The sequence below is a fragment of the Sulfitobacter sp. S190 genome (assembly GCF_025141935.1).
Classification (GTDB): Bacteria; Pseudomonadota; Alphaproteobacteria; order Rhodobacterales; family Rhodobacteraceae; genus Sulfitobacter.
This window is the reverse complement of record NZ_CP081120.1, coordinates 364,453-386,702: the sequence shown is the minus strand read 5'-3', so window position 1 is coordinate 386,702 and position 22,250 is coordinate 364,453. Positions and strand designations below refer to the sequence as shown.

15 protein-coding genes are annotated in these 22,250 nt (G+C 62.1%); 11 read left to right on the top strand and 4 right to left on the bottom strand.

From position 1 onward, the window contains the following. Positions 1-44 precede the first annotated feature (44 nt). From K3756_RS01885 to K3756_RS01875, 3 genes are all read right to left on the bottom strand, one after another. Positions 45-3,359 carry an error-prone DNA polymerase gene (locus K3756_RS01885; protein ID WP_259990354.1) on the bottom strand — a complete coding sequence of 1,105 codons (3,315 nt, stop codon included), beginning with the start codon at positions 3,357-3,359 and terminating at the stop codon, positions 45-47. 86 nt (positions 3,360-3,445) lie between these two features. After that, positions 3,446-4,993: a DNA polymerase Y family protein gene (locus tag K3756_RS01880; protein WP_259990352.1), complete on the bottom strand. Its 1,548-nt coding sequence runs from the start codon at positions 4,991-4,993 to the stop codon at positions 3,446-3,448. Next, on the bottom strand, positions 4,887-5,594 hold the full coding sequence (locus tag K3756_RS01875) for an ImuA family protein (RefSeq protein WP_259990350.1): 708 nt from the start codon (positions 5,592-5,594) through the stop codon (positions 4,887-4,889). The genes K3756_RS01880 and K3756_RS01875 overlap by 107 nt, the downstream gene beginning before the upstream one ends. A gap of 135 nt (positions 5,595-5,729) precedes the next feature. Between K3756_RS01875 and K3756_RS01870 the strand changes: the two genes are divergently transcribed. Then, complete coding sequence (locus K3756_RS01870) at positions 5,730-6,902, top strand: aminotransferase class I/II-fold pyridoxal phosphate-dependent enzyme (protein ID WP_259990348.1); 1,173 nt, start codon at positions 5,730-5,732, stop codon at positions 6,900-6,902. Between the two features lie 177 nt (positions 6,903-7,079). Further along, on the top strand, positions 7,080-9,206 hold the full coding sequence (locus K3756_RS01865) for a DEAD/DEAH box helicase (RefSeq protein ID WP_259990345.1): 2,127 nt from the start codon (positions 7,080-7,082) through the stop codon (positions 9,204-9,206). Between the two features lie 63 nt (positions 9,207-9,269). On the opposite strand, the gene K3756_RS01860 is transcribed toward K3756_RS01865, so the two are convergent. Continuing rightward, entirely contained in the window at positions 9,270-10,271 is a 1,002-nt protein-coding gene (locus tag K3756_RS01860; protein WP_259990343.1) for an ABC transporter substrate-binding protein, read from the bottom strand. A gap of 378 nt (positions 10,272-10,649) precedes the next feature. Between K3756_RS01860 and K3756_RS01855 the strand changes: the two genes are divergently transcribed. From K3756_RS01855 to K3756_RS01815, 9 genes are all read left to right on the top strand, one after another. Then, a complete protein-coding gene (locus K3756_RS01855; RefSeq protein ID WP_259990341.1) occupies positions 10,650-12,047 on the top strand; it encodes an aspartate aminotransferase family protein in 1,398 nt (465 codons plus the stop codon). Positions 12,048-12,096: 49 nt separating this feature from the next. Further along, complete coding sequence (locus K3756_RS01850) at positions 12,097-12,681, top strand: bifunctional 2-polyprenyl-6-hydroxyphenol methylase/3-demethylubiquinol 3-O-methyltransferase UbiG (protein WP_259990339.1); 585 nt, start codon at positions 12,097-12,099, stop codon at positions 12,679-12,681. Between the two features lie 75 nt (positions 12,682-12,756). Then, on the top strand, positions 12,757-13,014 hold the full coding sequence (locus tag K3756_RS01845) for a glycine zipper 2TM domain-containing protein (protein ID WP_259990337.1): 258 nt from the start codon (positions 12,757-12,759) through the stop codon (positions 13,012-13,014). A 286-nt stretch (positions 13,015-13,300) separates the two neighbouring features. Further along, the gene (locus K3756_RS01840; protein WP_259990335.1) at positions 13,301-14,785 is read left to right on the top strand and encodes a PLP-dependent aminotransferase family protein; all 1,485 of its coding nucleotides are present in this window, start codon (positions 13,301-13,303) and stop codon (positions 14,783-14,785) included. Positions 14,786-14,871: 86 nt separating this feature from the next. After that, the gene (xsc, locus tag K3756_RS01835) at positions 14,872-16,650 is read left to right on the top strand and encodes a sulfoacetaldehyde acetyltransferase (protein ID WP_259990333.1); all 1,779 of its coding nucleotides are present in this window, start codon (positions 14,872-14,874) and stop codon (positions 16,648-16,650) included. A gap of 38 nt (positions 16,651-16,688) precedes the next feature. After that, positions 16,689-17,690, top strand: a complete 1,002-nt coding sequence (gene pta / locus K3756_RS01830; protein ID WP_259990332.1) for a phosphate acetyltransferase — start codon at positions 16,689-16,691, stop codon at positions 17,688-17,690. 13 nt (positions 17,691-17,703) lie between these two features. Continuing rightward, positions 17,704-20,529: a molybdopterin oxidoreductase family protein gene (locus tag K3756_RS01825; RefSeq protein WP_259990330.1), complete on the top strand. Its 2,826-nt coding sequence runs from the start codon at positions 17,704-17,706 to the stop codon at positions 20,527-20,529. A 72-nt stretch (positions 20,530-20,601) separates the two neighbouring features. Next, on the top strand, positions 20,602-21,360 hold the full coding sequence (locus tag K3756_RS01820; protein ID WP_259990328.1) for a 4Fe-4S dicluster domain-containing protein: 759 nt from the start codon (positions 20,602-20,604) through the stop codon (positions 21,358-21,360). Then, on the top strand, positions 21,360-22,232 hold the full coding sequence (locus tag K3756_RS01815; protein ID WP_259990326.1) for a DmsC/YnfH family molybdoenzyme membrane anchor subunit: 873 nt from the start codon (positions 21,360-21,362) through the stop codon (positions 22,230-22,232). The genes K3756_RS01820 and K3756_RS01815 overlap by 1 nt, the downstream gene beginning before the upstream one ends. Positions 22,233-22,250 lie beyond the last annotated feature (18 nt).

The following is a 22,250-nucleotide window of genomic DNA, read 5'->3' as shown; positions in this document are numbered from 1 at the left end:
TGCGGTGCGGTTGCGGGCCTACCTTAGCCACCGGCACCCGTCCTTCAATGGAAATCCCGCGACTTGGGGATCACACGCACATCGCGCGGATGCCGCCGCCCGCCGCCGACCTGTCCGGGCAGCGGATTGTTGGGATGATCGCCGCGCACGGTCGTGGCAGGCACGCGTTCGTCGGCGAGCGTATCGAGCCGGTCCGTGCGGTTCTCAAGCCGGTCGACCACCACGTGTATGACCTTGCCGTCCGTTTGCATCCGCCCGTGCACCACCATCAACCGGGCCTGCATGATATCGGCGCGGTAATGCTCGAACAGCTTGGGCCAGATCACCAGATTGGCCACACCGTCCTCGTCCTCCAGCGTGATGAAACAGACGCCCTTGGCGCTGCCGGGTTTCTGGCGCACCAGCACCAGCCCCGCGAGCGACACCCGCTGCCCGTGCGCCATGTGGATCAGATTGTGCGAGCTGGAGAACCCTTGCGCCCGCAGGCTGGCGCGAAAAAAGGCCATCGGATGCGCCTTGAGCGACAGGCGCAGCGTTTGATAATCGGCCACCACATGTTCGGCCTGTGGCATGGCGGGCAGATCCACAACCGGATCGGGGCCCACCGCCGCCGCCTCTGCGTGCTCGAAGATCGGCAAGGCGGGGGCGTCGCGCAGCCCCTGCGCCTGCCACAGCGCCTGTCGCCGGTCGATCCCCACCGACCGGAACGCATCTGCCGCCGCCAGCCGCCGGGTGGTGCCACGGTCGAGCTTGGCCCGTTCCTTGAGCTCGCCCACGTCGATGAAAGGGGCGTCGCGCGCCGCCATGATCCGCAGCCCTGCGTCCTGCCGCATTCCATCGATCTGGCGCAGGCCAAGCCGCAGTGCAAAACCTTGCGCGCAGGGTTCGAGCGTGCAGTCCCAATCGGAATAATTGACATCGACGCCGCGCACCTCGACGTCGTGTTCGCGCGCGTCGCGCACGATCTGGGCAGGGGCGTAAAACCCCATCGGCTGGCTGTTGAGCAGCGCACAGGCAAAGGCCGCAGGGTAGTGGCATTTCATCCAGCTGGACACATAGACCAACTTGGCAAAACTGGCGGCGTGGCTTTCGGGAAAGCCGTATTCGCCAAAGCCCTTGATCTGGTTGAAACAGCGCTCGGCAAATTCGCGGGCATAGCCACGGCTCACCATCCGGCCCACCATCTTTTGCTGCAACAACTCGATGGTGCCGCGCGACCGGAACGTCGCCATCGCCTTGCGCAGCTCGTTTGCTTCCTTGGCGGAAAAGCGTGCCGCGTCGATGGCGATTTTCATCGCCTGCTCCTGAAAGATCGGCACCCCGAGCGTCCGGCCCAGAATCTTGAGCAACTCGTCCTGCGGATGCTCCGGCCCCGGCGCGGGATAGCTGACCCCTTCGAGCCCCTGACGGCGGCGCAGATAGGGATGGACCATATCGCCCTGAATGGGGCCGGGACGCACGATCGCCACCTCGATCACCAGATCATAGAACACACGCGGTCGCAGTTTCGGCAGCATCGCCATCTGCGCGCGGCTTTCAACCTGAAACACCCCCAGACTGTCGCCCGCGCACAGCATGTCATAGGTGTCTTCGTCGTCCACCGGCACGCTGGCCAGATCATGGTGCACCCCGTAGTGCGCGCCCAGCAGATCGAACACCTTGGCGATGCAGGTCAGCATCCCGAGCGCCAGGATATCCACCTTGAAGATGCCCAGGGCGTCGATGTCGTCTTTGTCCCACTCGATGAAGGACCGATCCGGCATGGCGCCGTTGCCAATGGGCACCATTTCGGTCAGCGGGCGTTCCGTCAGGATAAAACCGCCGACGTGCTGGCTAAGGTGACGGGGCATGCCGGTCATCTGGCGCGCCAGCGCGATCACCCGGCGCAGGTAGGGATCGGTCAGGTCCATGCCCGCGTCCTTGACCCGCTCATCGCCCATCCGGCCCTCGAAACTGCCCCAGACGGTGCTGGCCAGCTTGCTGGTGACATCTTCGGACAGGCCCATCGCCTTGCCCACCTCACGGATGGCGGAACGGGGGCGGTAGTGGATCACCGTGGCACACAGCCCCGCCCGGTCACGCCCGTAGGTGTCGTACATATACTGGATCACCTCTTCGCGGCGTTCGTGTTCGAAATCCACGTCGATGTCCGGCGGCTCGTCCCGTTCTTCGCTGAGAAAGCGTTCGAACAACACGTCGTGTTCGGCAGGATCGACCGACGTGATGCCCAGACAGAAGCAGACCACCGAGTTGGCCGCGGACCCGCGCCCCTGACACAGGATCGGCGGCTGTGCCTGATGGCGGGCAAAGCGCACGATGTCGTTGATTGTCAAGAAATAGCGGGCGATCTTCTTGAGCCGTATCAGGTCAAATTCCTTGGCAATCAGCTCTTTGATGTGGTCGCTGATCCCGTCCGGATAGCGCCAAGCCGCTCCTTCCCAGGTCAGACGCTCCAGCTCCTCCATTGCGGTGCGTCCGTCGGGGACAATTTCGTGGGGGTATTCGTATTTCAGATCATCCAGACTGAAGGTGCAGGCATCCGCCACGGTACGGGTCGCCTTGATGGCATGGGGCCACGGTTCGAACAGGCGGCACATTTCGGCAGGCGGCTTGAGGTACCTTTCGGCATTGGCCTCCAACAGGAAACCGGCGTGGTCGATGGTGGTCCCGTGGCGGATGCAGGTCATCACATCCTGCAAGGGGCGCCGTTGCGGGGCGTGATACAGCACATCGTTGGTGGCCAGGATGCCCAGCCCGTGGGCATGGGCGATCTGGTCCAGCCGGTTGATGCGCGCAACGTCGTCGCCGCGGTAGAGATAGGCCGCCCCCACATGACGCAGCCCGGGCAGCGCATTGCACAACCGCCCCAGACCGGCGGCAAAGACATCCAGATTTTCGGGGGGCATCACGATCAGATGTATCCCTTCGGCGTGCGCCGCCAGCATTTCTAGCGTCAGATGCGTTTCGCCCTTTTCCTGCCAGCCGCCGCTCTCGTCCGTCATCTTGCCCCGCGACAGCAGTGTCGACAGTCGGGCATAGGCATCGCGGTCCTGCGGATAGGCCAGCAGCTGTGTGCCGCACAACAGCTCGAGCCGGGCGCCGATCAGGGGGCGTACCTTGGTGATCTTCGCTTCGGTGTGGATGCGCACCACCCCCGCCAGCGTGTTGTGATCGGCGATGCCCATGGCATGATATCCCAGCAGATTGGCCGTCGCCGTCAGATCAATGGCGTCAGAGGCGGCGCGCAAAAACGAAAAGCACGATGCAAGGCCCAGCTCCACATAGGGGCCGGGATCGTTCCAGTGGAACGGATCGTCGCCGTCCTGGGTGCGGCGTTTATGACCTTCTTGCTCTGGCATCAGGTGGCAGCCTGCTCCGAACAGTTTGCGTTATTGCGGTGTGGGACGGCGGGCGGGGCGTCGTCGCAGACGCGCGCCGGGCGGGGTCAGCTGAACACTCCGTGTACAAACCAGCGCGGATCCCCCCCGCGCCCGTCCCCCACGATCCCCTCGCGGTAGAGCCACAACCGGCGCCCATCACCCACTTCTACCTTGTAATAGTCACGCAGCCGGGTTTCGGGGCGCGCGCGCCACCATTCGGGGGCCACCCGTTCCGGCCCTTCGAACCGCGCCATCAGGTAGCTGACGCGCCGCCATCGGAACCGTGCGGGCGGCCCTTCGGGCACCGCATAAAGCACGCCGATCTCCTCGGGCGGCTCCAGCAGACGCAGCGGACGTTCGCGCGGCAGGTCGATCATACGCTCTGCGGTGTCCCCCGCCAGAACCGATGCCCGCCCCTCGACCCTTTCGGGCAGGTGGCTTTGTACGAATGTCTGCCAGCTTACCTTGTCTGGGCCCAGCTTGGCCGTCAGGCGGTCGAGCAGTGCAGACACATCCGCAGCGGCATCGCGGGCCCCGTCCAGACTGTCCTGATGCAGACAAAGCGGCTCGACCCGCTGCGCCTCCAGCGTCATCAGATCAAAGCCGAAACCGGGGTCGATCCCGTCGATCTTGCCACTCAGCAAGCGCACCATATGGGCCGGATCGCGGCTGGCCTGTGCCGTTGCCGCGGCGCGCGAGCGCCATTCCCCGTCCACCCTGTAGATCGTCAGTTGCAACCGGCGCGCGCCCCTTTCGGCCTTGGCCAGTTGCGCACACAGGTCTTCTGCCAACCCCTCCAGCCAGGGCACCGGATCCATCACAGGCTCGGCCATGCGCACCCGTGCCATCCAGACATCGGCATCCGCCGGCGCATCCAGCGGATCGGCGCTGCGCCCCAATGCACGGTCCAGCAACAGCAGCGGATTGATCCGCGCGTCAGCCCCGGCAAAACGCCGCATCAGCGCGCTGCGCGGCACATCCATCAGACCCCGAATGGTTTTCAGACCCAGCCGGTCCAGCAACCGCACCGTTTCAGACGGCAAGCGCAGGGCCGCCACCGGTAGTGGCCCAAGCGTTTCGACCAGATCATCGGCTCCACAGATCCGCCCCGCCCCGCCGTATCGGGCCAGCATTTGCGCCGCCCCCCGTGTGGGCGCCATCGCGAGCCGCGCCTGCAGCCCCTGCATGGCGAACCGTGCGCCGATGTCACGCAGCATCTGTGCCTCGCCCCCGAACAGATGCGCAGCTCCCGTCACATCCAGAAGCAGGCCGTCGTCTCCGTCGGCCACCGTCCAGGGGCACCACCGCCGCGCCCAGAGCGCCAGACGGTCCAGCATGGCCCGGTCACCGGCCGCATCGGCATGCTCTACGTGCAAATCGGGATGAATGGCCTGCACGTCCACCACCCGCGCACCTGCCACGATGCCGCGCGCGGCCGCCGCCGCGCTCATGGTGTGAACCACATGCCCATGCGTGCCTTCTGCCGACAACACCACCGGCACCGTGTCATCCGGCAGCGTGCGCTGCTGTGCCACGATCCTCCGCCAGCGATCCATCGCCAGATCGGGGAAGAAAGCGCAGGCGATCCGCGTCTTGTCGGGCATCGGCGTCATGTGAGGCCACCCATGTACCGGGGGCACGACCGCGGGCGCGAAACAGCTCTGCCTCCCATAGTGCAGTGCCGGGGGCGGCGGCATTGTGCGGATGACGCGCGGAGGGCAGCGACGAGATCCGCCAGCGTTCGCGCGCCGCACTCAACCCGCCCTCTTCGCCGGACCGGATCAACCAGACAGGAATTCCCGTTGCTTCGGCCCGCATGGCAAGCCGTTTGCTGGCCGTGAAATCCAGCGCGGGCGGCGCGCCATGCACTTCGCCCACCACGGCGGACAACCCCGCGCAGGCAGCGCCCTCTTCCATCGCCCACAGTACATCGCGCGGATGGCTCACCTCGACCCGCAACAGGGTCACCCCCCTGAGCGCAGGCCCGTACACACGGCCGTTTTCCAGTCGCGATTTGCGGTCCTGCACCCACAGTACCGGTGCCTTTGAGCGTGGCAGGCATGCCACCACAAAGCCGGTCACGGCCGCATCGAACGGCTGGCCCGCCAGCACATCCTTGAGCACCGCCTGACCCGCGGCTGGGGTGGGCACATCCTGCACCCCACGGCGTGCGCCGAGGGTCACAACCTGCCCCAAAGAAGAATCGACCAACATACATCCCTCCTTTTGTTCTCTTTTTGTTCTACGCGAGTCCAGCCCCCATTACGAGTCCCTTTTGTCGCATCCCCCCTACCCTTCGGCCCCGACCCGGCCTACCTTGCGTCACGCAATGGGGCGGGGAGAATACAGATGGCCAGCAAGATGCGCGACTTCGGACTGGAGGTTTTCTTTTCCGAGTGGGAATTCAAGGCCCGCCACCACATGACGGCATCCGACATGGAAAGCCTGTCGCAGGCCGATCTGCTGGACATGGCAAGCGATGCCGACCGCAGCGCGTTTGACACCCTCTGGCTCGGCTATACCGAAACATGGGGCGCACCGGACCTGCGCGCGGAAATCGCCAGCACCTATGACACGATGGCGGCCGAAAATATCCTGTGTCTGGCCGGGGCGGGCGAAGGGATTTACGCCGTGGCCCGCGTGCTGCTGACACCAGACGACCATATCATCGTTCCGACCCCCAACTACCAAAGCGCGGAAACCGTGCCTTTGCAGATTTGCGACGTCACCGGCGTGCCGCTGACCCGCGCCGAGGGCAGTCAGGATGCAGCCGAATGGCGCCTCGATATGGATGCCGTCAAGGCTGCGATCCGCCCCAATACCAAGCTCATATCGCTCAACTTTCCGCATAACCCCACGGGCGCCCTGCTCCCGCGTGCTGATCTGGAGGCGCTGGTCACGCTGTGCCGTGACCGCGGCATCTGGATACTCAGCGACGAAGTGTACCGCGGCGTGGAGTTGCACGAACAGGACCGCATGCCCCAGATCGCCGATATCTATGAACGCGGCATATCACTGAACGTCATGTCAAAGGCCTACGGATTGCCGGGCCTGCGCATCGGCTGGATCGCCTGCCCCGACCACGATCTGTTGCAAAAGGTCGAACGCTACAAACACTTCCTGTCGATCTGCAATTCGGCCCCAAGCGAACGGCTGGCCCTGATCGCGTTGCGGGCGCGCGACCGGATTCTGGCGCGCAACCGCGCCCTGCTGAAGGAGAATGTCGCACTGGCGCAGGATCTGTTCATGGATTTTCCCGGACTAGTGGATTTTCGTGCGCCACAGGGCGGTTGCGTGGCCTTCCCGCGCTATAATGGCGCCGACGGCGTGGAAACATTCTGCCGTAATCTGCTGGAGCAAAGCGGCGTCTTGCTTTTGCCTGCGTCGATATACACCTCTGATGTCGCCGAAACACCGCAGAGGCATTTTCGCATCGGTCTGGGCCGCGACCGCCCCGTCAAAGACGGGATCAAGGCGATGAAAGCGCATCTGACGCAGCATTACGCCGAGCACGCCCGCTAGCGCAGGCGCTCCTTGCGCCCCGATGCCAAAGGCGTTAGAGGCCTGCATCGGTCACGGCACCTGCCGCCAGCCACGCGCCCGGCGCAACGCCGCCATTCCCGATCACCAATGTACATTTGCGACTGAACCCAGTAGGGCAGGCGCAACTCCCTTATTCGCGCCTTTCAGGAACATCCCTTGATCACATCCATTGCCGACGCCCTTGCCCAACAGGGCTATGACACTCTCACACCCGTCCAGGAAGCGGTGACCGACACCGCGCTGATTGACCAGGATTTGCTGGTTTCGGCCCAGACGGGATCGGGCAAAACGGTCGCATTCGGGCTGGCCATTGCGCCGACGCTGCTGTCCGAAGGCGACCAGTTCGGCCGCGCGGGCGCGCCTCTGGGCCTGATCATCGCGCCGACCCGCGAACTGGCCATGCAGGTCAGCCGCGAGCTGACGTGGCTTTACGGCAAGGCAGGCGCGGTCGTTACAACCTGCGTGGGCGGGATGGACACGCGCACCGAACGCCGCGCCCTCGACCGTGGGGCGCATATCGTCGTGGCCACACCGGGCCGCCTGTGTGATCACATCAAACGCAACAACATCGATCTGGGTGACGTGCGCGCCGTGGTGCTGGACGAAGCCGACGAGATGCTGGACCTGGGGTTCCGCGAGGATCTGGAGTTCATCCTTCAGGAAGCGCCCGACACCCGCCGCACCTTGCTGTTCTCGGCCACCGTGCCCCCCGCCATCGCCAAGCTGGCCCAAAGCTACCAACGCGATGCGCAGCGCGTGACCGTGAAGTCCGAGGCCAAGCAACACGCCGATATCACCTACCGTGCGCTAGCCGTGCATCCGCGCGACGCCGAGAACGCGATCCTCAACGTGCTGCGCTTCTATGAGGCCAAGAACGCCATCATCTTCTGCAACACCCGCGCCGCCGTGGCACGCCTGACGACACGTCTGACGAACCGCAACTTTTCGGTGGTGGCGCTGTCGGGGGAGCTGACCCAGTCGGAACGTACCAACGCGCTGCAAGCGCTGCGTGACGGACGCGCGCGGGTCTGCGTGGCCACGGATGTGGCGGCCCGCGGCATCGACCTGCCCAACCTCGAACTGGTGATCCATGCCGATCTGCCAACCAATTCGGACACGTTGCTGCACCGTTCCGGCCGGACAGGCCGCGCCGGTCGCAAGGGGGTTTCGGCCCTGATCGTGCCCGCCAAGATGAAATCAAAGGCCACACGCCTTTTGAAATGGGCCAAGCTGGACGCGGAATGGGGCGTGCCGCCCTCCGCCGCAGAGGTCAACGCCGCCGACGAAGAACGCCTGCTGTCGGATGATGCGTGGAACACCCCCGCCCCCGAAGATGCGGCGACTTTCGTGGCGACCCTTGCCGAGCGGTATTCCAAGGAACAACTGGCCACCGCATTCGTGAACCTTTACCGCGCCCGCGCATCGGCCCCCGAAGAGCTGGCCGATCCCGGAGATAAATCCCCCGCCAAGGACCGGCCCGAGTTCGGGCCTTCGGTCTGGTTCAAGGTATCCGTTGGCCGCGAAGACGGCGCAGGCCCGCGCACGCTCCTGCCGATGTTGTGCCGTGTTGGCGATCTGGGCCGTGACGATCTGGGCGCAATCCGCTCGATGCCGCGTTTTTCCTTTGTTGAAGTGGCAGAAGGCGCGGTTGCCAAGCTGACCGCTGCACTGGGCACTGACATGCAGGCCGAAGAGGGTGTGACCCTCGAGCGGATGCAGGGCAAACCGGACTTTGGCCCCAAGGGCCCCCGCCCGGATCACCGCAGTGACCGAGGCCCGCGCCCCGATCGCGGTCCGCGTGCCGACCGTGACGACCGCGGCCCCAAACCTGCGCATCGCGGCAAACCATCGTTCGACCCTGACGCGCCGAAACCTGCCCGCAAACCGCGCCCCCCGCGCGATGACGCGCCCGCAGCGGAGTATAAACCCCGCAGCACCGCACCCGCGAAAGGCAAACGTGACGCAAGCCGCCCGTCAAAATCGCACAAGACGGAGCGCACACCGATGAAGCCGGGCGAAAAGCCCAAGGCAAAATCCGTGTGGAAAGACAAACCCGGCGCAGAGCGTTCGCGCGACGCCGACAAACCGCGCGGCAAGCCTGCGGGCAAATCCGGCGCAAAACCTGTCTGGAAAAAACCGGGAAAAGATGCGGCATCGGCGGGCGCTGGCGACGGTGGCGGCTACAAGCGTCAGAACGATCCGTCCAAACGCTTTACCCCTCCGGGCAAACCCAAACGCGGCGGAGAAGCGACACCGAGACGCGGCAAACCCGGCAAAGGGTAATCGCGTCGCAAGGCCAAAGCAAAAGGCCCCGAAACCTCGTGTTTCGGGGCCTTTTGTCTGCCGCTAACGGGCGGCGGCGCTCAGGGGGCCGGTGTTGACCGTACCTGCATAGCTGCCGAGCCGGTTATCGATCGACCCGGCCTCCAGAAAGACCTGTGCCACGCCGTCCATGAATTCCTGACTGCCGCCGCCCAGCCATTTGTCGCTCAGTTGTTCGGCGACTGTCGGAAACACAAATGTCGCCATCGTATCGGCGGTTGCATCCTCGTCCATGCCGGCATCACGTGCGATCACCGATACCATTTCGGCGCGGTTCGCTTCGTCGTTCCACATGGCGTTTGCCTCGGCAGTGACCTTTAGGAACGTGGCCAGCTCATCCCCGTTTTCGGCGATGTAAGATGCCGGTGCAGAGGTCACATCGAAAACCAGAATGCCCAGTTCTTCCTTTTCGGCCCCTGTGAGCAACACGTTGCCGTTTTCCTTCATCCGCCGCAGTGCGCCACCCCAGCCACAGGCCATGTCGACCGCCCCCTGATTGAGCGCCGCGGCGCCTTCTGCGGGGGCCATATCGACAACCGAAAGGCTTTCGAGATCAACGCCGAAATGGTTCATCTGCTTGATCAGGCCGTAATGCGCGGCAGTACCCAGCGGCACGGCGACCTTTTTGCCTGCCAGCTCGGACGCGGAGTTCTTGTCGATCTCGAGCGCGGAGGCCACGACGCAATTGTCGTTCTCGGAATAGGACACAGCGACATCCACGGCCTGCAGGTCCAGACCACCGGACGTGGCCACGACGAACGGCGGGATGCCCTGGCTCACGGCAATCTGGATATCGCCGGACGCCATCGCCGCCGACATCGCCACACCGCTCTCGAAGCTGACCCAGTTGATCTTCTTGCCCAGCGCCTTTTCGTAGGTGCCATTCACCTTGGCAAACTGGAAGGGCATCGGCCATTCGAGGAAATAGGCAATCGTCAGCTTTTCGTGGCCGTCCGCCCGCGCGGTCGTTCCCGCCACCGACAACGCCGCACCTGCGATAAGCGCGCTTACTGTTTTCATGATCATTCTCAAGAGCTCCCCTCGTTTTTCGTTATCGGCACCGCGTTATCCGTGCGTACCGTCGCCCGCCGCACCCTGAGCGATGGTTCCGACAGTTGCAAACCGGTTTTGCAGGGTCCCCGGGGGTGATTCTCCGAGGCGTGAAATACCACTCAACGTAGGATATCGGTCTGCGATGCCGAGCTCTGACACTTCGGCCGTCGCGCAGGAAGACGCCGGATGCCCTTTAAAAAGCGCCTGAAATTGCATCCCTGTTCAAAGTGGCTCTATTCATCGGGACCTACTGGCCCTATTTTTTCGCGACGAAACCCTGTCTGGTATGGTATCGCTGAAGAGTTCGGCACGTGATTTCCCAATTTTCCGCTCTTATGAAAGGTTCGCCCAATGGACGGTTCATTCAACGAAAACGACATCTCCCGCATCGTCGAGGCGGATCGCGCCCACGTGTGGCACCACCTGAGCCAGCACAAACCCTATGAGACGACCGATCCGCGGATCATCGTCGAAGGCAAAGGCATGCGGGTCTGGGACCAGAAGGGCAAAGAACATATCGATGCCGTGTCCGGCGGTGTCTGGACCGTGAACGTGGGCTATGGCCGCGAAACGATTGCCAATGCCGTGCGCGACCAGCTGATCAAGCTGAACTTCTTTGGCGGCACCGCAGGGTCGATCCCCGGATCGATTTTTTCGGAAATGCTGATCGACAAGATGCCCGGCATGAGCCGCGTTTACTATTGTTCGTCCGGATCGGAAGCCAACGAGAAGGGTTTCAAGATCGTCCGGCAGATCGCCCACAAGCGCTATGGCGGCAAGAAGCACAAGATCCTCTACCGCGAGCGCGACTACCACGGCGGCACCATCGGCACGATGGCCGCAGGCGGTCAGGACGAGCGCAATGCGCAATACGGCCCCTTCCCCGAAGGGTTCATCCGCGTGCCGCACTGCCTTGAGTATCGCAAGCACGAGCAAGAGGGCGCGCCAGAGGAAAACTACGGTGTCTGGGCCGCCAACGAGATCGAAAAGATCATTCTGCGCGAGGGCCCCGAAACCGTCGGCGCGCTCTGCCTCGAGCCCGTCACGGCAGGTGGTGGCGTCATCACTCCCCCTGATGGCTATTGGGAGCGGGTGCGCGAGATCTGCGACCAATATGATATCCTGCTGCACATCGACGAAGTTGTCTGCGGCGTGGGCCGTACAGGCACCTGGTTCGGATACCAGCATTACGGCATCAAGCCGGACATGGTGACGATGGCCAAGGGTGTGGCATCGGGATATGCCGCGATCAGCTGTCTGGTGACGACCGAAGCGGTGTTCGACATGTTCAAGGATAACGCCGACGATCCGATGAACTATTTCCGCGACATCTCGACGTTTGGCGGCTGCACCGCAGGCCCCGCGGCGGCCATCGAGAACATGCACATCATCGAGCGCGAGAACCTGCTGCAGAACACCACCGACATGGGTCACTACATGCTCGAACAGCTCGAAGAGCTGTCGGACAAACATGCCGTGATCGGGCAAGTACGTGGCAAGGGTCTGTTCCTTGGAGCGGAGCTTGTGGAGGACCGCGCGAGCAAAACTCCTATCCACGAAAAGATCGTGGGTGCGGTTGTTGCCGATTGTATGCAGCAAGGCGTTGTGATCGGGGCGACCAACCGGTCGCTGCCGGGCAAGAACAACACGCTGTGCTTCTCTCCGGCGCTGATTGCCCAGAAGGACGATATCGACCAGATCATCGCCGCCGTGGACGGCGCACTCGGTCGGGTTTTTGGCCAAGGCTGAAACTGCGAAAGTCCCTGCCCCGGATGGGGGCAGGGACCACACCGCAAAGGTGGTCGCCGGATACGCCCGCGCCACCGCGACCCTTATTCCCACCTATGATGCCATAGACCCGGCGGCGCTTTACGCTCCTGTCCGGCCTGTATTCCCAAAGCCACCCGCGCGCGTGCTGGACGTTGGTGCAGGCACCGGTCGTGATGCACTTTGGTTTGCGCGGCAGGGGTTTGACGTGACTGCGGTCGAGCCGGTCGACGCCCTGAACGTTCATGCAAGGACGACGGGGAAAAGCATCGAGTGGCGGAACGCCTGCTTGCCCGATCTGCAGGGTCTTCAGGGGCAGCATGATCTGATCATCCTAAGCGCTGTTTGGCATCACGTACATCCCGAGGACAGGGCGCGCGCCTTGGGCAGGCTGGCCGATCTGCTCGCGCCCGGCGGCGTACTGGTGATGTCGTTGCGGATGGGCGCCTGTAATCCGGACAGGCCCGGATTTGACGTCGATCCGGTCAGACATCCTTTGCCGCTGCCCGATACGTTACGCTCTGTGGCGCCGCTGCGCGCCGCGTCGCAACAATCCGCAAACCGCAACGGGGGCGTCAGCTGGATCTGGCTTATCTGTCACAAAGTAGGGAATTAAACCGCAGGTCGCTGCTATATCGGGAACCAAAGACGCGGCACCGCGTTTCGAGCTTGTACAACAGGAGATACTCTCATGAAGAAGTTTTTGATGATGCTGCCCGTCGTGGCGTTCGTCGCGGCATGTGACACAGAAAACCAGAGCACGCTGACAGGTGCCGCTGTGGGTGCCGCCGCCGGTGCCGCCGTGTCCGGCGATGACGACCGTGTGGTCGGCGCACTGATCGGTGGTGCGGCAGGTGCAGCTGCGGGTAACTACATCGGTCGCGCGAACAACGGCCAATGTGTGTATCAGAACCCCAACGGCACCCGGTATACTGCCGCCTGCCCCTGATTTCGGCACATCCGCTGAACAAGAAAGCCTCCGGCAGTGCCGGGGGCTTTTTTTATGCGACACGGCAGTCAATTCCGCAAACTGGCCTTATCGGCCGCCTACAAGACCGCCTGAACCAGGAAAAACCCCACGCAGAGCGATCATTGAGGCCCTTATGAAACCGGAAGTCTCATTTTAAACTTTCAATTTCGATTACATCTGGTATGCTAAGTCCAATGGCGTGAAATCATTTCGCTCGATGATAGGTCCAGATTGATCCTAAATTAGGTCCACTGTATCAGGCCTTATGACCCTTCCAGTCGAAACATTCTTCTTGCAGCCCGATGGACAGGGCACGTTGCAGTCGCAGATCCAGCAGATGATTGCGCAAGGCATTCTGTCGGGACGGTTTCAAAAGGGTGAAAAGCTGCCCTCCACCCGCAAGCTTGCCACACATCTCGGGGTGAGCCGGATCACGGTCACGATCGCCTATACCGAGCTTCTGGCAAATGACTATCTAACGTCGCGCGGGCGCTCGGGCTACTTCGTTTCCGACAATGCCCCCGCCCCGCCCGCATTTACGCCGCCCCCCGAAAGCACGGACGCCGTAGATTGGACAAGGGCATTGGGGCAACGCTTCAGCGGCGGTGTAACGCCCAGCAAACCGCAGGATTGGGCCAGTTACCGCCATCCTTTTGTGTATGGTCAGGCCGATAGAACACTGTTTGATCACGCCAATTGGCGATTGTGCGCTTTGCAGGCGCTGGGGCAGCGCGATTTCACATCGATGACGTCTGACTACTACGATCAGGACGATCCGCAGCTGATCGAATTCATCGCGCGTCACACCCTGCCCCGCCGCGGCATAAATGCGGCGCCCGAGCAAATCCTGATCACGCTCGGTGCGCAGAATGCCCTTTGGCTGACGGCGCAAGTCCTGCTCACGCAAAGGCGCCGCGCGGCGCTCGAGGACCCCTGCTATCATGCGTTGCGCGACATTCTGATCCAGTCTCGTTGCCATGTGACGCCGGTCCGGGTGGACCAATACGGCCTGCCGCCCGAAGCCGTGCCCCCCGATACCGACGTGATTTTTACGACCCCCAGCCATCAATGCCCCACCAATGCGACGATGCCGCTGGACCGGCGGCGCGCGCTGCTGGAGCGGGCACGCGAGATGGACGCACTGATCGTCGAGGACGACTACGAGTTCGAGACATCCTTCCTGCGGGCCCCGTCTCCTGCGCTCAAATCGCTCGATACCGACGGGCGTGTGATCTATGTCGGCAGTTTTTCAAAATCACTCTTTCCCGGGCTTCGGCTGGGGTATCTCGTGGGCTCGGAACCCTTCATTCGCGAGGTCCGCGCCCTGCGCGCGAGCGTGCTGCGCCACCCTCCGGGCCATATCCAGCGCACGGCGTCTTACTTTCTTTCGCTGGGGCATTACGACGCACTCATCCGCCGGATGAGCACCGCGCTGCACGAACGGCGCGCAACGATGGAGGATTGCATTCGCGGCCTCGGGCTCGAAATCGCGGGCCAAGGGGCGCATGGCGGATCGTCGTTCTGGATGCGCGCACCCGAAGGCGTGAACACCAGCGAATTGGCTGAGCGCTTGAAATCACGCGATGTTCTGATCGAGCCGGGGCATTCCTTCTTTGGCGGCGATGAACAACCGGTCAATTTCTACCGTCTGGGATACTCTTCCATCCCTGCCAGCCGGATACCCGCAGGGCTGAAATTACTTGCTCATGAAATCAACCAGATGCGAAGGCTTGGACCTATTTCGGCGTAGCATCTGGCCCTAACTGCAGCGGTTTGGCTTCGGTATTGTCCGCCCAAACCAGATTCGACTTACATTAATCCTGAGGATCACCCCCCATGAAGATGACCACCGAAGAAGCATTCGTCAAAACACTGCAACGTCACGGGATCCAGCACGCCTTCGGGATCATCGGCTCCGCCATGATGCCGATCTCGGACATATTTCCGGCCGCTGGTATTAAATTCTGGGATTGCGCGCACGAAGGCTCCGGTGGCTTCATGGCTGACGGCTACACCCGCGCGACAGGAAAAATGTCGATGATGATCGCGCAGAATGGCCCCGGCATCACGAACTTTGTCACCGCGGTCAAAACAGCCTACTGGAACCACACACCCCTGTTGCTGGTCACGCCGCAGGCGGCCAACAAGACGATCGGTCAGGGCGGTTTTCAGGAAATGGAACAGATGAACCTGTTCGCAGACTGCGTGGCCTATCAGGAAGAAGTGCGCGATCCCGCACGTGTTGCCGAAACACTGAACCGCGTGATCATTCAGGCCAAGCGCGCCTCCGCGCCTGCACAGATCAACATCCCGCGTGATTTCTGGACACAAGTGATCGACATCGAAATCCCCGAGATTGTCGAGTTCGAACGCCCCAACGGCGGCGAGGAAGCGATCAACAAGGCCGCCGAGCTGCTGTCCACCGCGAAATTCCCCGTCATCCTGAACGGTGCGGGCGTGGTCTTGGCGCAGGGCGGGATCGAAGCCTCCAAGGTGCTCGCAGAGAAGCTCGATGCACCGGTTTGTGTGGGCTACCAGCACAATGACGCGTTCCCCGGCAACCACCCGCTGTTTGCCGGCCCTCTGGGCTACAACGGCTCCAAGGCGGGTATGGAGCTGATCAACAAGGCAGACGTCGTTTTGTGCCTCGGCACACGCCTGAACCCTTTCTCGACCCTGCCGGGCTACGGCATTGATTACTGGCCCACAGACGCCAAGATCATTCAGGTCGACATTAACCCCGATCGCATCGGCCTGACCAAGAAGGTAACCGTCGGCATCGTCGGCGATGCGGCCAAAGTCGCGAAATCCCTGACGGCCAAACTGTCCGATACGGCTGGCGACACGGACCGCGAAGAGCGCAAATCCCTGATCGCACAGACCAAATCGGCATGGGCGCAAGAGCTGACTTCGATGAACGAAGAACAGGACGATCCGGGCACGACATGGAACCAGCGGGCACGGGCGGACAAGCCCGATTGGATGAGCCCCCGCATGGCATGGCGCGCGATCCAGCAGGCGCTTCCGGTCGAGGCGATCATTTCCTCCGATATCGGCAACAACTGCGCCATCGGCAACGCCTATCCATCGTTCAACGAAGGCCGCAAGTATCTGGCGCCCGGTCTGTTTGGCCCATGTGGCTACGGGCTTCCGGCGATTGTCGGTGCGAAGATCGGTCAGCCGGACGTGCCGGTCGTCGGTTTTGCCGGTGACGGCGCCTTCGGCATCGCAGTCAACGAACTCACGGCCATTGGCCGGGGCGACTGGCCTGCCGTGACGCAGATTGTCTTCCGCAACTACCAGTGGGGCGCCGAGAAGCGTAACTCGACCCTGTGGTTCGATGACAACTTTGTCGGCACCGAGTTGGACGAAGAAGTCAGCTATGCCGGTATCGCCGAAGCCTGTGGTCTTGTGGGTGTTGTCGCCCGCACGCAGGAAGAGCTGACCGCGGCGCTCAACAAGGCCATCGAGGACCAGATGAAGCACGGTAAAACCACGCTGATCGAAGCCATGATCAACCAGGAACTGGGTGAGCCTTTCCGCCGTGACGCGATGAAAAAGCCTGTGGCCGTGGCCGGTATCGACGCTGCGGACATGCGTGATCAAACTGTCTAAGCGCGCGCAGGCGCCACATACAGAAAGGACAGGCCGGAATGACAGTGCTGCGTGACCTGCAAAGCCGCGCGGCTGCCCGGCCTGCCCATATTGTCCTGAGCGAAGGCCACGATCCAAGGGTCGTGGCCGGTGCCATTGCAGCGCTTGATGCGGGCATGGGCCCTGTGACGCTCGTAGGGCCGCAGGCTGCGGTATCGGCGCTGGTGGCCGAGCACGGCGCCGCTGACCGCGAAAACCTGTTCATCGAAGACCCGGAAACATCGCCCCGCACCGAAGTCTATGCCGCGCTTTACCTCGAGTTGCGCAAGCACAAGGGTGTGAGCGAGGAGGCCGCCGCCCAACAGGCGCGCGAGCCGCTGATCTTTTCCGCTTTGATGGTCCGCAACGGCGACGCCGACGGCACGGTCGGGGGGGCAGTTGCCACGACGTCCGACACCGTGCGCGCAGCCCTGACGATGATCGGCAAATCAAAGGACGCCGCCCTTGTATCGTCGTTTTTCCTGATGGTCCTTCCCGAAAATCACCCCTCGGGGCGCGGCGCGATGGTCTTTGGCGATTGCGGCCTTGTCATCGACCCCGACGCCGCCGAGCTTGCCGCCATTGCGGCTCAATCGGCAAGTTCATGTGAACAGCTGCTGGGGGATGCGCCGAAGGTGGCGTTGCTCAGCTTTTCGACCAAAGGCTCTGCGCGGCATGACCGGGTGACAAAGGTTACGGATGCGCTTGAAATCCTGCGCGACACCCATCCCGAACTGCCATCGGATGGCGAATTGCAGTTCGACGCCGCGTTCGTGCCCGAGGTGGGCGCATCAAAAGCGCCCGGATCGGATGTTGCGGGCCACGCCAACGTTCTCATCTTCCCGAATCTGGACGCAGGCAACATCGGCTACAAGATTGCCCAACGGATCGGAGGCTGTGACGCCATTGGCCCCGTCCTCCAAGGACTTTCCCGCCCCGCGAACGATTTGTCACGGGGCTGCACCGCGCAGGATGTGACAAACATGATCGCGGTCACCACCCTGCAAACCGCCCCATCCTAAAACCGGAGACACCATGACCCACAAGCAGCCTGTGCTGGATCTGAGCCCGAAAGTCTCTGACGAAATTCGCAAGACCACTTGTTACATGTGCGCCTGCCGGTGCGGCATCAACGTGCACATGAAAGACGGCGAGGTGGCCTATATCGAAGGCAACCGTGACCACCCCGTCAATCAGGGCGTTCTATGTGCCAAAGGCTCGGCTGGGATCATGCAGCACAACGCGCCGTCGCGGCTGCGCGCGCCGATGAAGCGGGTTGGTGAGCGCGGCTCGGGCGAATTCGAGGAAATCAGCTGGGAAGAAGCCTACGACATTGCGGCGGGATGGTTGGGGCCGATCCGCAAGGAAAACCCCGCGAAGCTGGCCTTCTTCACCGGTCGGGACCAGTCGCAATCCTTCACCTCGATGTGGGCGCAGGCTTTCGGCACACCGAATTACGCGGCCCACGGTGGTTTCTGCTCGGTCAACATGGCCGCAGCCGGCATCTACACGATGGGTGGCGCGTTCTGGGAATTCGGCCAGCCGGATTGGGATCACACCAAGCTTTTCATGCTCTTCGGCGTGGCCGAAGACCATGACAGCAATCCGATCAAGATGGGTATCGGCAAGATCAAGGCCCGCGGCGCACGGGTCATCGGGGTGAACCCGATCCGGACAGGCTACAACGCGGTTGCCGACGATTGGGTCGGGATCACGCCGGGCACCGACGGGCTGTTCATCCTGTCGATGATCCACTGCCTTATGAAAGCGGGTAAAATCGATCTGCACTACCTGGCGCAGTACACCGACGCGGCAGTGCTGGTGAACGGTGACGAGAAGTCCCCCGAATTCGGCCTCAAGCTGCGCGATGAAGACGGCAAAGAGCTGGTCATTGACCGGGTCACGGGCAAGCTGACCGCTTTTGACAAACCCGGTGTGAAACCCGATCTCGCCGCGACCCACCGCGCCAAGGGCGTGACACACCGGCCGGTCTTTCACCAGATGGCCGAGATGTATCTGTCTGACGAATATGCCCCTGAAGCGGTTGCCGAAAAAGTCGGGATTTCGGCCAAACGCATCCGCGTCATCGCCGCCGAACTGGCACGCGTCGCCTTTGACGAAGCGTTCGAGCTTGACCACGAATGGACCGATTTCCGGGGGGAAACACACACATCTATGACAGGCCGCCCTGTCAGCTTTCACGCGATGCGCGGCATTTCGGCCCACGCCAACGGGTTCCAGACCTGCCGCGCGCTGCACACCCTCCAGATCATTCTGGGCACCGTCGAAGTGCCCGGCGGTTTCAGGTTCAAGCCCCCCTATCCCAAACCCGCAACGGCGCATCCCAAACCGCATTGCGGCGTGAAACCCGACTGCGCACTCGACGGGCCGCATCTCGGCTTCGTGCACGGGCCCGAAGACCTGATGTTGCAAGAAGACGGAACTGCCGCGCGCATCGACAAGGCCTTCACCTGGGACAACCCGATGTCCGCACACGGGCTGATGCATATGGTGATTTCAAACGCGCACGCGGGCGATCCTTACAAGATCGACACCCTATTCATGTACATGGCAAACATGTCGTGGAACTCATCGATGAACACCGGCGGCGTAATGGAAATCCTTACGGACAAGGATGAGAACGGCGATTACGTGATCCCGCGGATCATCTATTCCGACGCCTACAGCTCGGAAATGGTGGCCTATGCCGATCTCATTCTGCCCGACACGACGTATCTCGAGCGCCACGATTGTATTTCGCTGCTCGACCGGCCGATCTGCGAAGCAGACGCCGCTGCGGACGCGATCAGATGGCCGGTGGTCGAACCGGACCGCAATGTCAAAGGCTTCCAGTCCGCCCTGTGCGATCTTGGCGCAAAGCTGGGCCTGCCCGGTTTCGTAAATGACGACGGCAGTCAGAGATACGCAGACTATGCCGACTATATCGTCAACCACGAACGCCGCCCCGGCGTCGGCCCGCTTGCCGGATGGCGCATCGGCGAAGACGGCCTGCAAGCGGGACGCGGCGGCGTCAATGAAAACCAGCTGGATAACTACATCGAAAACGGCGGCTTTTTCGTCGAACATATCCCCGACGGGGCGAACTACTACAAGCCCTGGAATACCGCCTATCAGGATTGGGCGGTCAAAATGGGTCTCTACGACAAACCCACACCCTACCTGTTTACGCTCTACGCCGAACCGATGCGCAAGTTCCAGTTGGCCGCCGAAGGGCATGGCGACAGGCAGCCACCCGAACATTTGCGCGCCCGCATCAAACAGACCATGTCTCCTCTACCGATTTGGTACGAAACCGACCAGCACGGGAACGAAGGCTTCACCATCACGGCGCTCACACAGCGGCCAATGGCGATGTACCATTCATGGGGAAGCCAGAACGCGTGGCTGCGCCAACTGCACGGCCGCAACCCGATGTACCTGCCGACAAAGCTGATGCGCGAAAACGATCTGGCCGACGGCGACTGGGCCGAAATCACCTCCCCTCACGGCGCGATTACGGTGCCGGTCATGGAAATGGCCGCGCTCAACGAAAATACGATCTGGACATGGAACGCGATCGGCAAACGCAAAGGCGCCTGGGCACTCGACACTGATGCCCCCGAAGCCACTAAAGGCTTCCTGCTCAATCACCTGATCCACGAATTGCTGCCCCCAAAGGGCGACGGCCTGCGCTGGTCCAATTCCGACCCGATCACCGGGCAGGCCGCATGGTTCGACCTCAAGGTAAACCTGCGCAAGGTCGAAGCGCCCGATGACGCACAGTCGCAACCAGAACTTCCTGCGATCAAATCACCCGTCGGAACAGGTCCGGAAAAACTGGCGTGGAAAGTGGGCAAATGATCAATCCTTCATCTTGCCCCTTAAACTCATCCCACATCGCCCCGAAACGCCCCCGCCCGCTGGGAGACGCCCATGACTGAACTGCCAACCCATACCGACAAGAAACTCGGGCTCGTCATTGACCTCGATACCTGTGTCGGCTGCCATGCCTGCGTGATTTCGTGCAAGGGCTGGAATACAGAGAACTACGGCGCACCGCTGTCCGATCAGGATCCCTACGGTGCCGATCCGTCGGGCACGTTCCTCAACCGGGTCCACAGCTATGAAGTGCAGCCCGATGCAGGCGCGGCGCAACTCATCCACTTTCCCAAATCCTGTCTGCATTGCGAAGATGCCCCATGCGTGACCGTTTGCCCGACCGGTGCGAGCTATAAGCGCGTCGAGGACGGAATCGTTCTGGTCAACGAAAGCGATTGTATCGGCTGCGGCCTGTGTGCATGGGCCTGCCCCTATGGTGCGCGGGAAATGGATCAAGCGGAAGGCGTGATGAAGAAATGCACGCTGTGCGTGGACCGGATCTATAACGAAAACATACCCGAAGTGGACCGCGTTCCTTCCTGTGTGCGCACGTGTCCGGCGGGGGCACGGCATTTCGGTGATCTGGGCGATCCCGATTCCGACGTGAGCCAGCTTGTCGCGGAACGTGGCGGTGTTGATTTGATGCCCGAGCAGGGCACGAAGCCCGTCAACAAGTATCTGCCCCCCCGTCCCAAGGACCAGCTCTCGGGCGCGGATGAACAGATCGATATTCTCGCCCCCTTCCTTGAACCTGTCGCCGCCGAGCCCAAGGGCTTCCTCGGCTGGCTCGACAAGACATTGGAGAAACTCTGATGCACCCGGCACCTTCCGTTATCTTTTTCTCCACATTTTCGGGATTGGGCTTCGGCCTGTTGATCTTTCTCGGCTTGGGCTATCCCGGAATGACGGGTCTGAACGCCTTTGCGTTCTTCACCATTGCCTACCTTCTGGCAGTCGGTGGTCTGATTTCGTCCACCTTCCATCTGGGCCATCCCGAGCGCGCGCTGAAGGCGTTTACCCAATGGAAGACCAGCTGGCTGAGCCGCGAAGCATGGTGCGCGGTCGCGGCACTGGTTTTGATGGGCATCTATGGCGCAGGCCTGGTGTTCTTCGGCGAACGCTGGACTATTCTGGGGGTTCTTGGCGCAGTGATGAGCTTTGCCACCGTCTTTACGACCTCGATGATCTATGGCCAGCTCAAGACCGTTCCACGCTGGAACAGCCCGCTCACACCGGGTAACTTCCTGACCATCTGTCTGGCAGGTGGTGCGCTTTTGTCCGGTCAGGTCACATGGGCAATCGTACTTCTGGCGTTCGCCGGCGCCATTCAGGTCGCGACCTGGTTTACCGGCGACAAGGCTTTCGGCGACAGCGGTACCGATATGGCTTCCGCAACCCGCCTTGGCGATCGTGGCAGCGTGCGCGCATTCGAGCCGCCGCATACCGGTACAAATTATCTGCTGCGGGAATTTGTGCACGAAATCGGGCGCAAACACGCGCAAAAGCTGCGCATCATCGCCATATTGCTGATGGCCGTTGTCCCCGTGATCCTGCTGATGCTGCCCTTTAACCACTTTATCGCGCTTTTCGCGGTAGTCAGCCACGTGGCAGGTGTTCTGACCGCGCGCTGGTTGTTTTTTGCAGAAGCAGAGCACGTCGTCGGCCTTTACTACGGCAAACGGTGACTGGCAGCGCGGCAATCA

What these genes read in the sequence shown, in the direction of transcription:
- K3756_RS01885 (WP_259990354.1), bottom strand. Translation starts at nt 3,359, where the DNA reads ATGCCAGAGCAAGAAGGTCATAAACGCCGCACCCAGGACGGCGACGAT.
- K3756_RS01880 (WP_259990352.1), bottom strand. Translation starts at nt 4,993, where the DNA reads ATGACGCCGATGCCCGACAAGACGCGGATCGCCTGCGCTTTCTTCCCC.
- K3756_RS01875 (WP_259990350.1), bottom strand. Translation starts at nt 5,594, where the DNA reads ATGTTGGTCGATTCTTCTTTGGGGCAGGTTGTGACCCTCGGCGCACGC.
- K3756_RS01870 (WP_259990348.1), top strand. Translation starts at nt 5,730, where the DNA reads ATGGCCAGCAAGATGCGCGACTTCGGACTGGAGGTTTTCTTTTCCGAG.
- K3756_RS01860 (WP_259990343.1), bottom strand. Translation starts at nt 10,271, where the DNA reads ATGATCATGAAAACAGTAAGCGCGCTTATCGCAGGTGCGGCGTTGTCG.
- K3756_RS01855 (WP_259990341.1), top strand. Translation starts at nt 10,650, where the DNA reads ATGGACGGTTCATTCAACGAAAACGACATCTCCCGCATCGTCGAGGCG.
- K3756_RS01845 (WP_259990337.1), top strand. Translation starts at nt 12,757, where the DNA reads ATGAAGAAGTTTTTGATGATGCTGCCCGTCGTGGCGTTCGTCGCGGCA.
- K3756_RS01840 (WP_259990335.1), top strand. Translation starts at nt 13,301, where the DNA reads ATGACCCTTCCAGTCGAAACATTCTTCTTGCAGCCCGATGGACAGGGC.
- xsc (WP_259990333.1), top strand. Translation starts at nt 14,872, where the DNA reads ATGAAGATGACCACCGAAGAAGCATTCGTCAAAACACTGCAACGTCAC.
- pta (WP_259990332.1), top strand. Translation starts at nt 16,689, where the DNA reads ATGACAGTGCTGCGTGACCTGCAAAGCCGCGCGGCTGCCCGGCCTGCC.
- K3756_RS01825 (WP_259990330.1), top strand. Translation starts at nt 17,704, where the DNA reads ATGACCCACAAGCAGCCTGTGCTGGATCTGAGCCCGAAAGTCTCTGAC.
- K3756_RS01820 (WP_259990328.1), top strand. Translation starts at nt 20,602, where the DNA reads ATGACTGAACTGCCAACCCATACCGACAAGAAACTCGGGCTCGTCATT.
- K3756_RS01815 (WP_259990326.1), top strand. Translation starts at nt 21,360, where the DNA reads ATGCACCCGGCACCTTCCGTTATCTTTTTCTCCACATTTTCGGGATTG.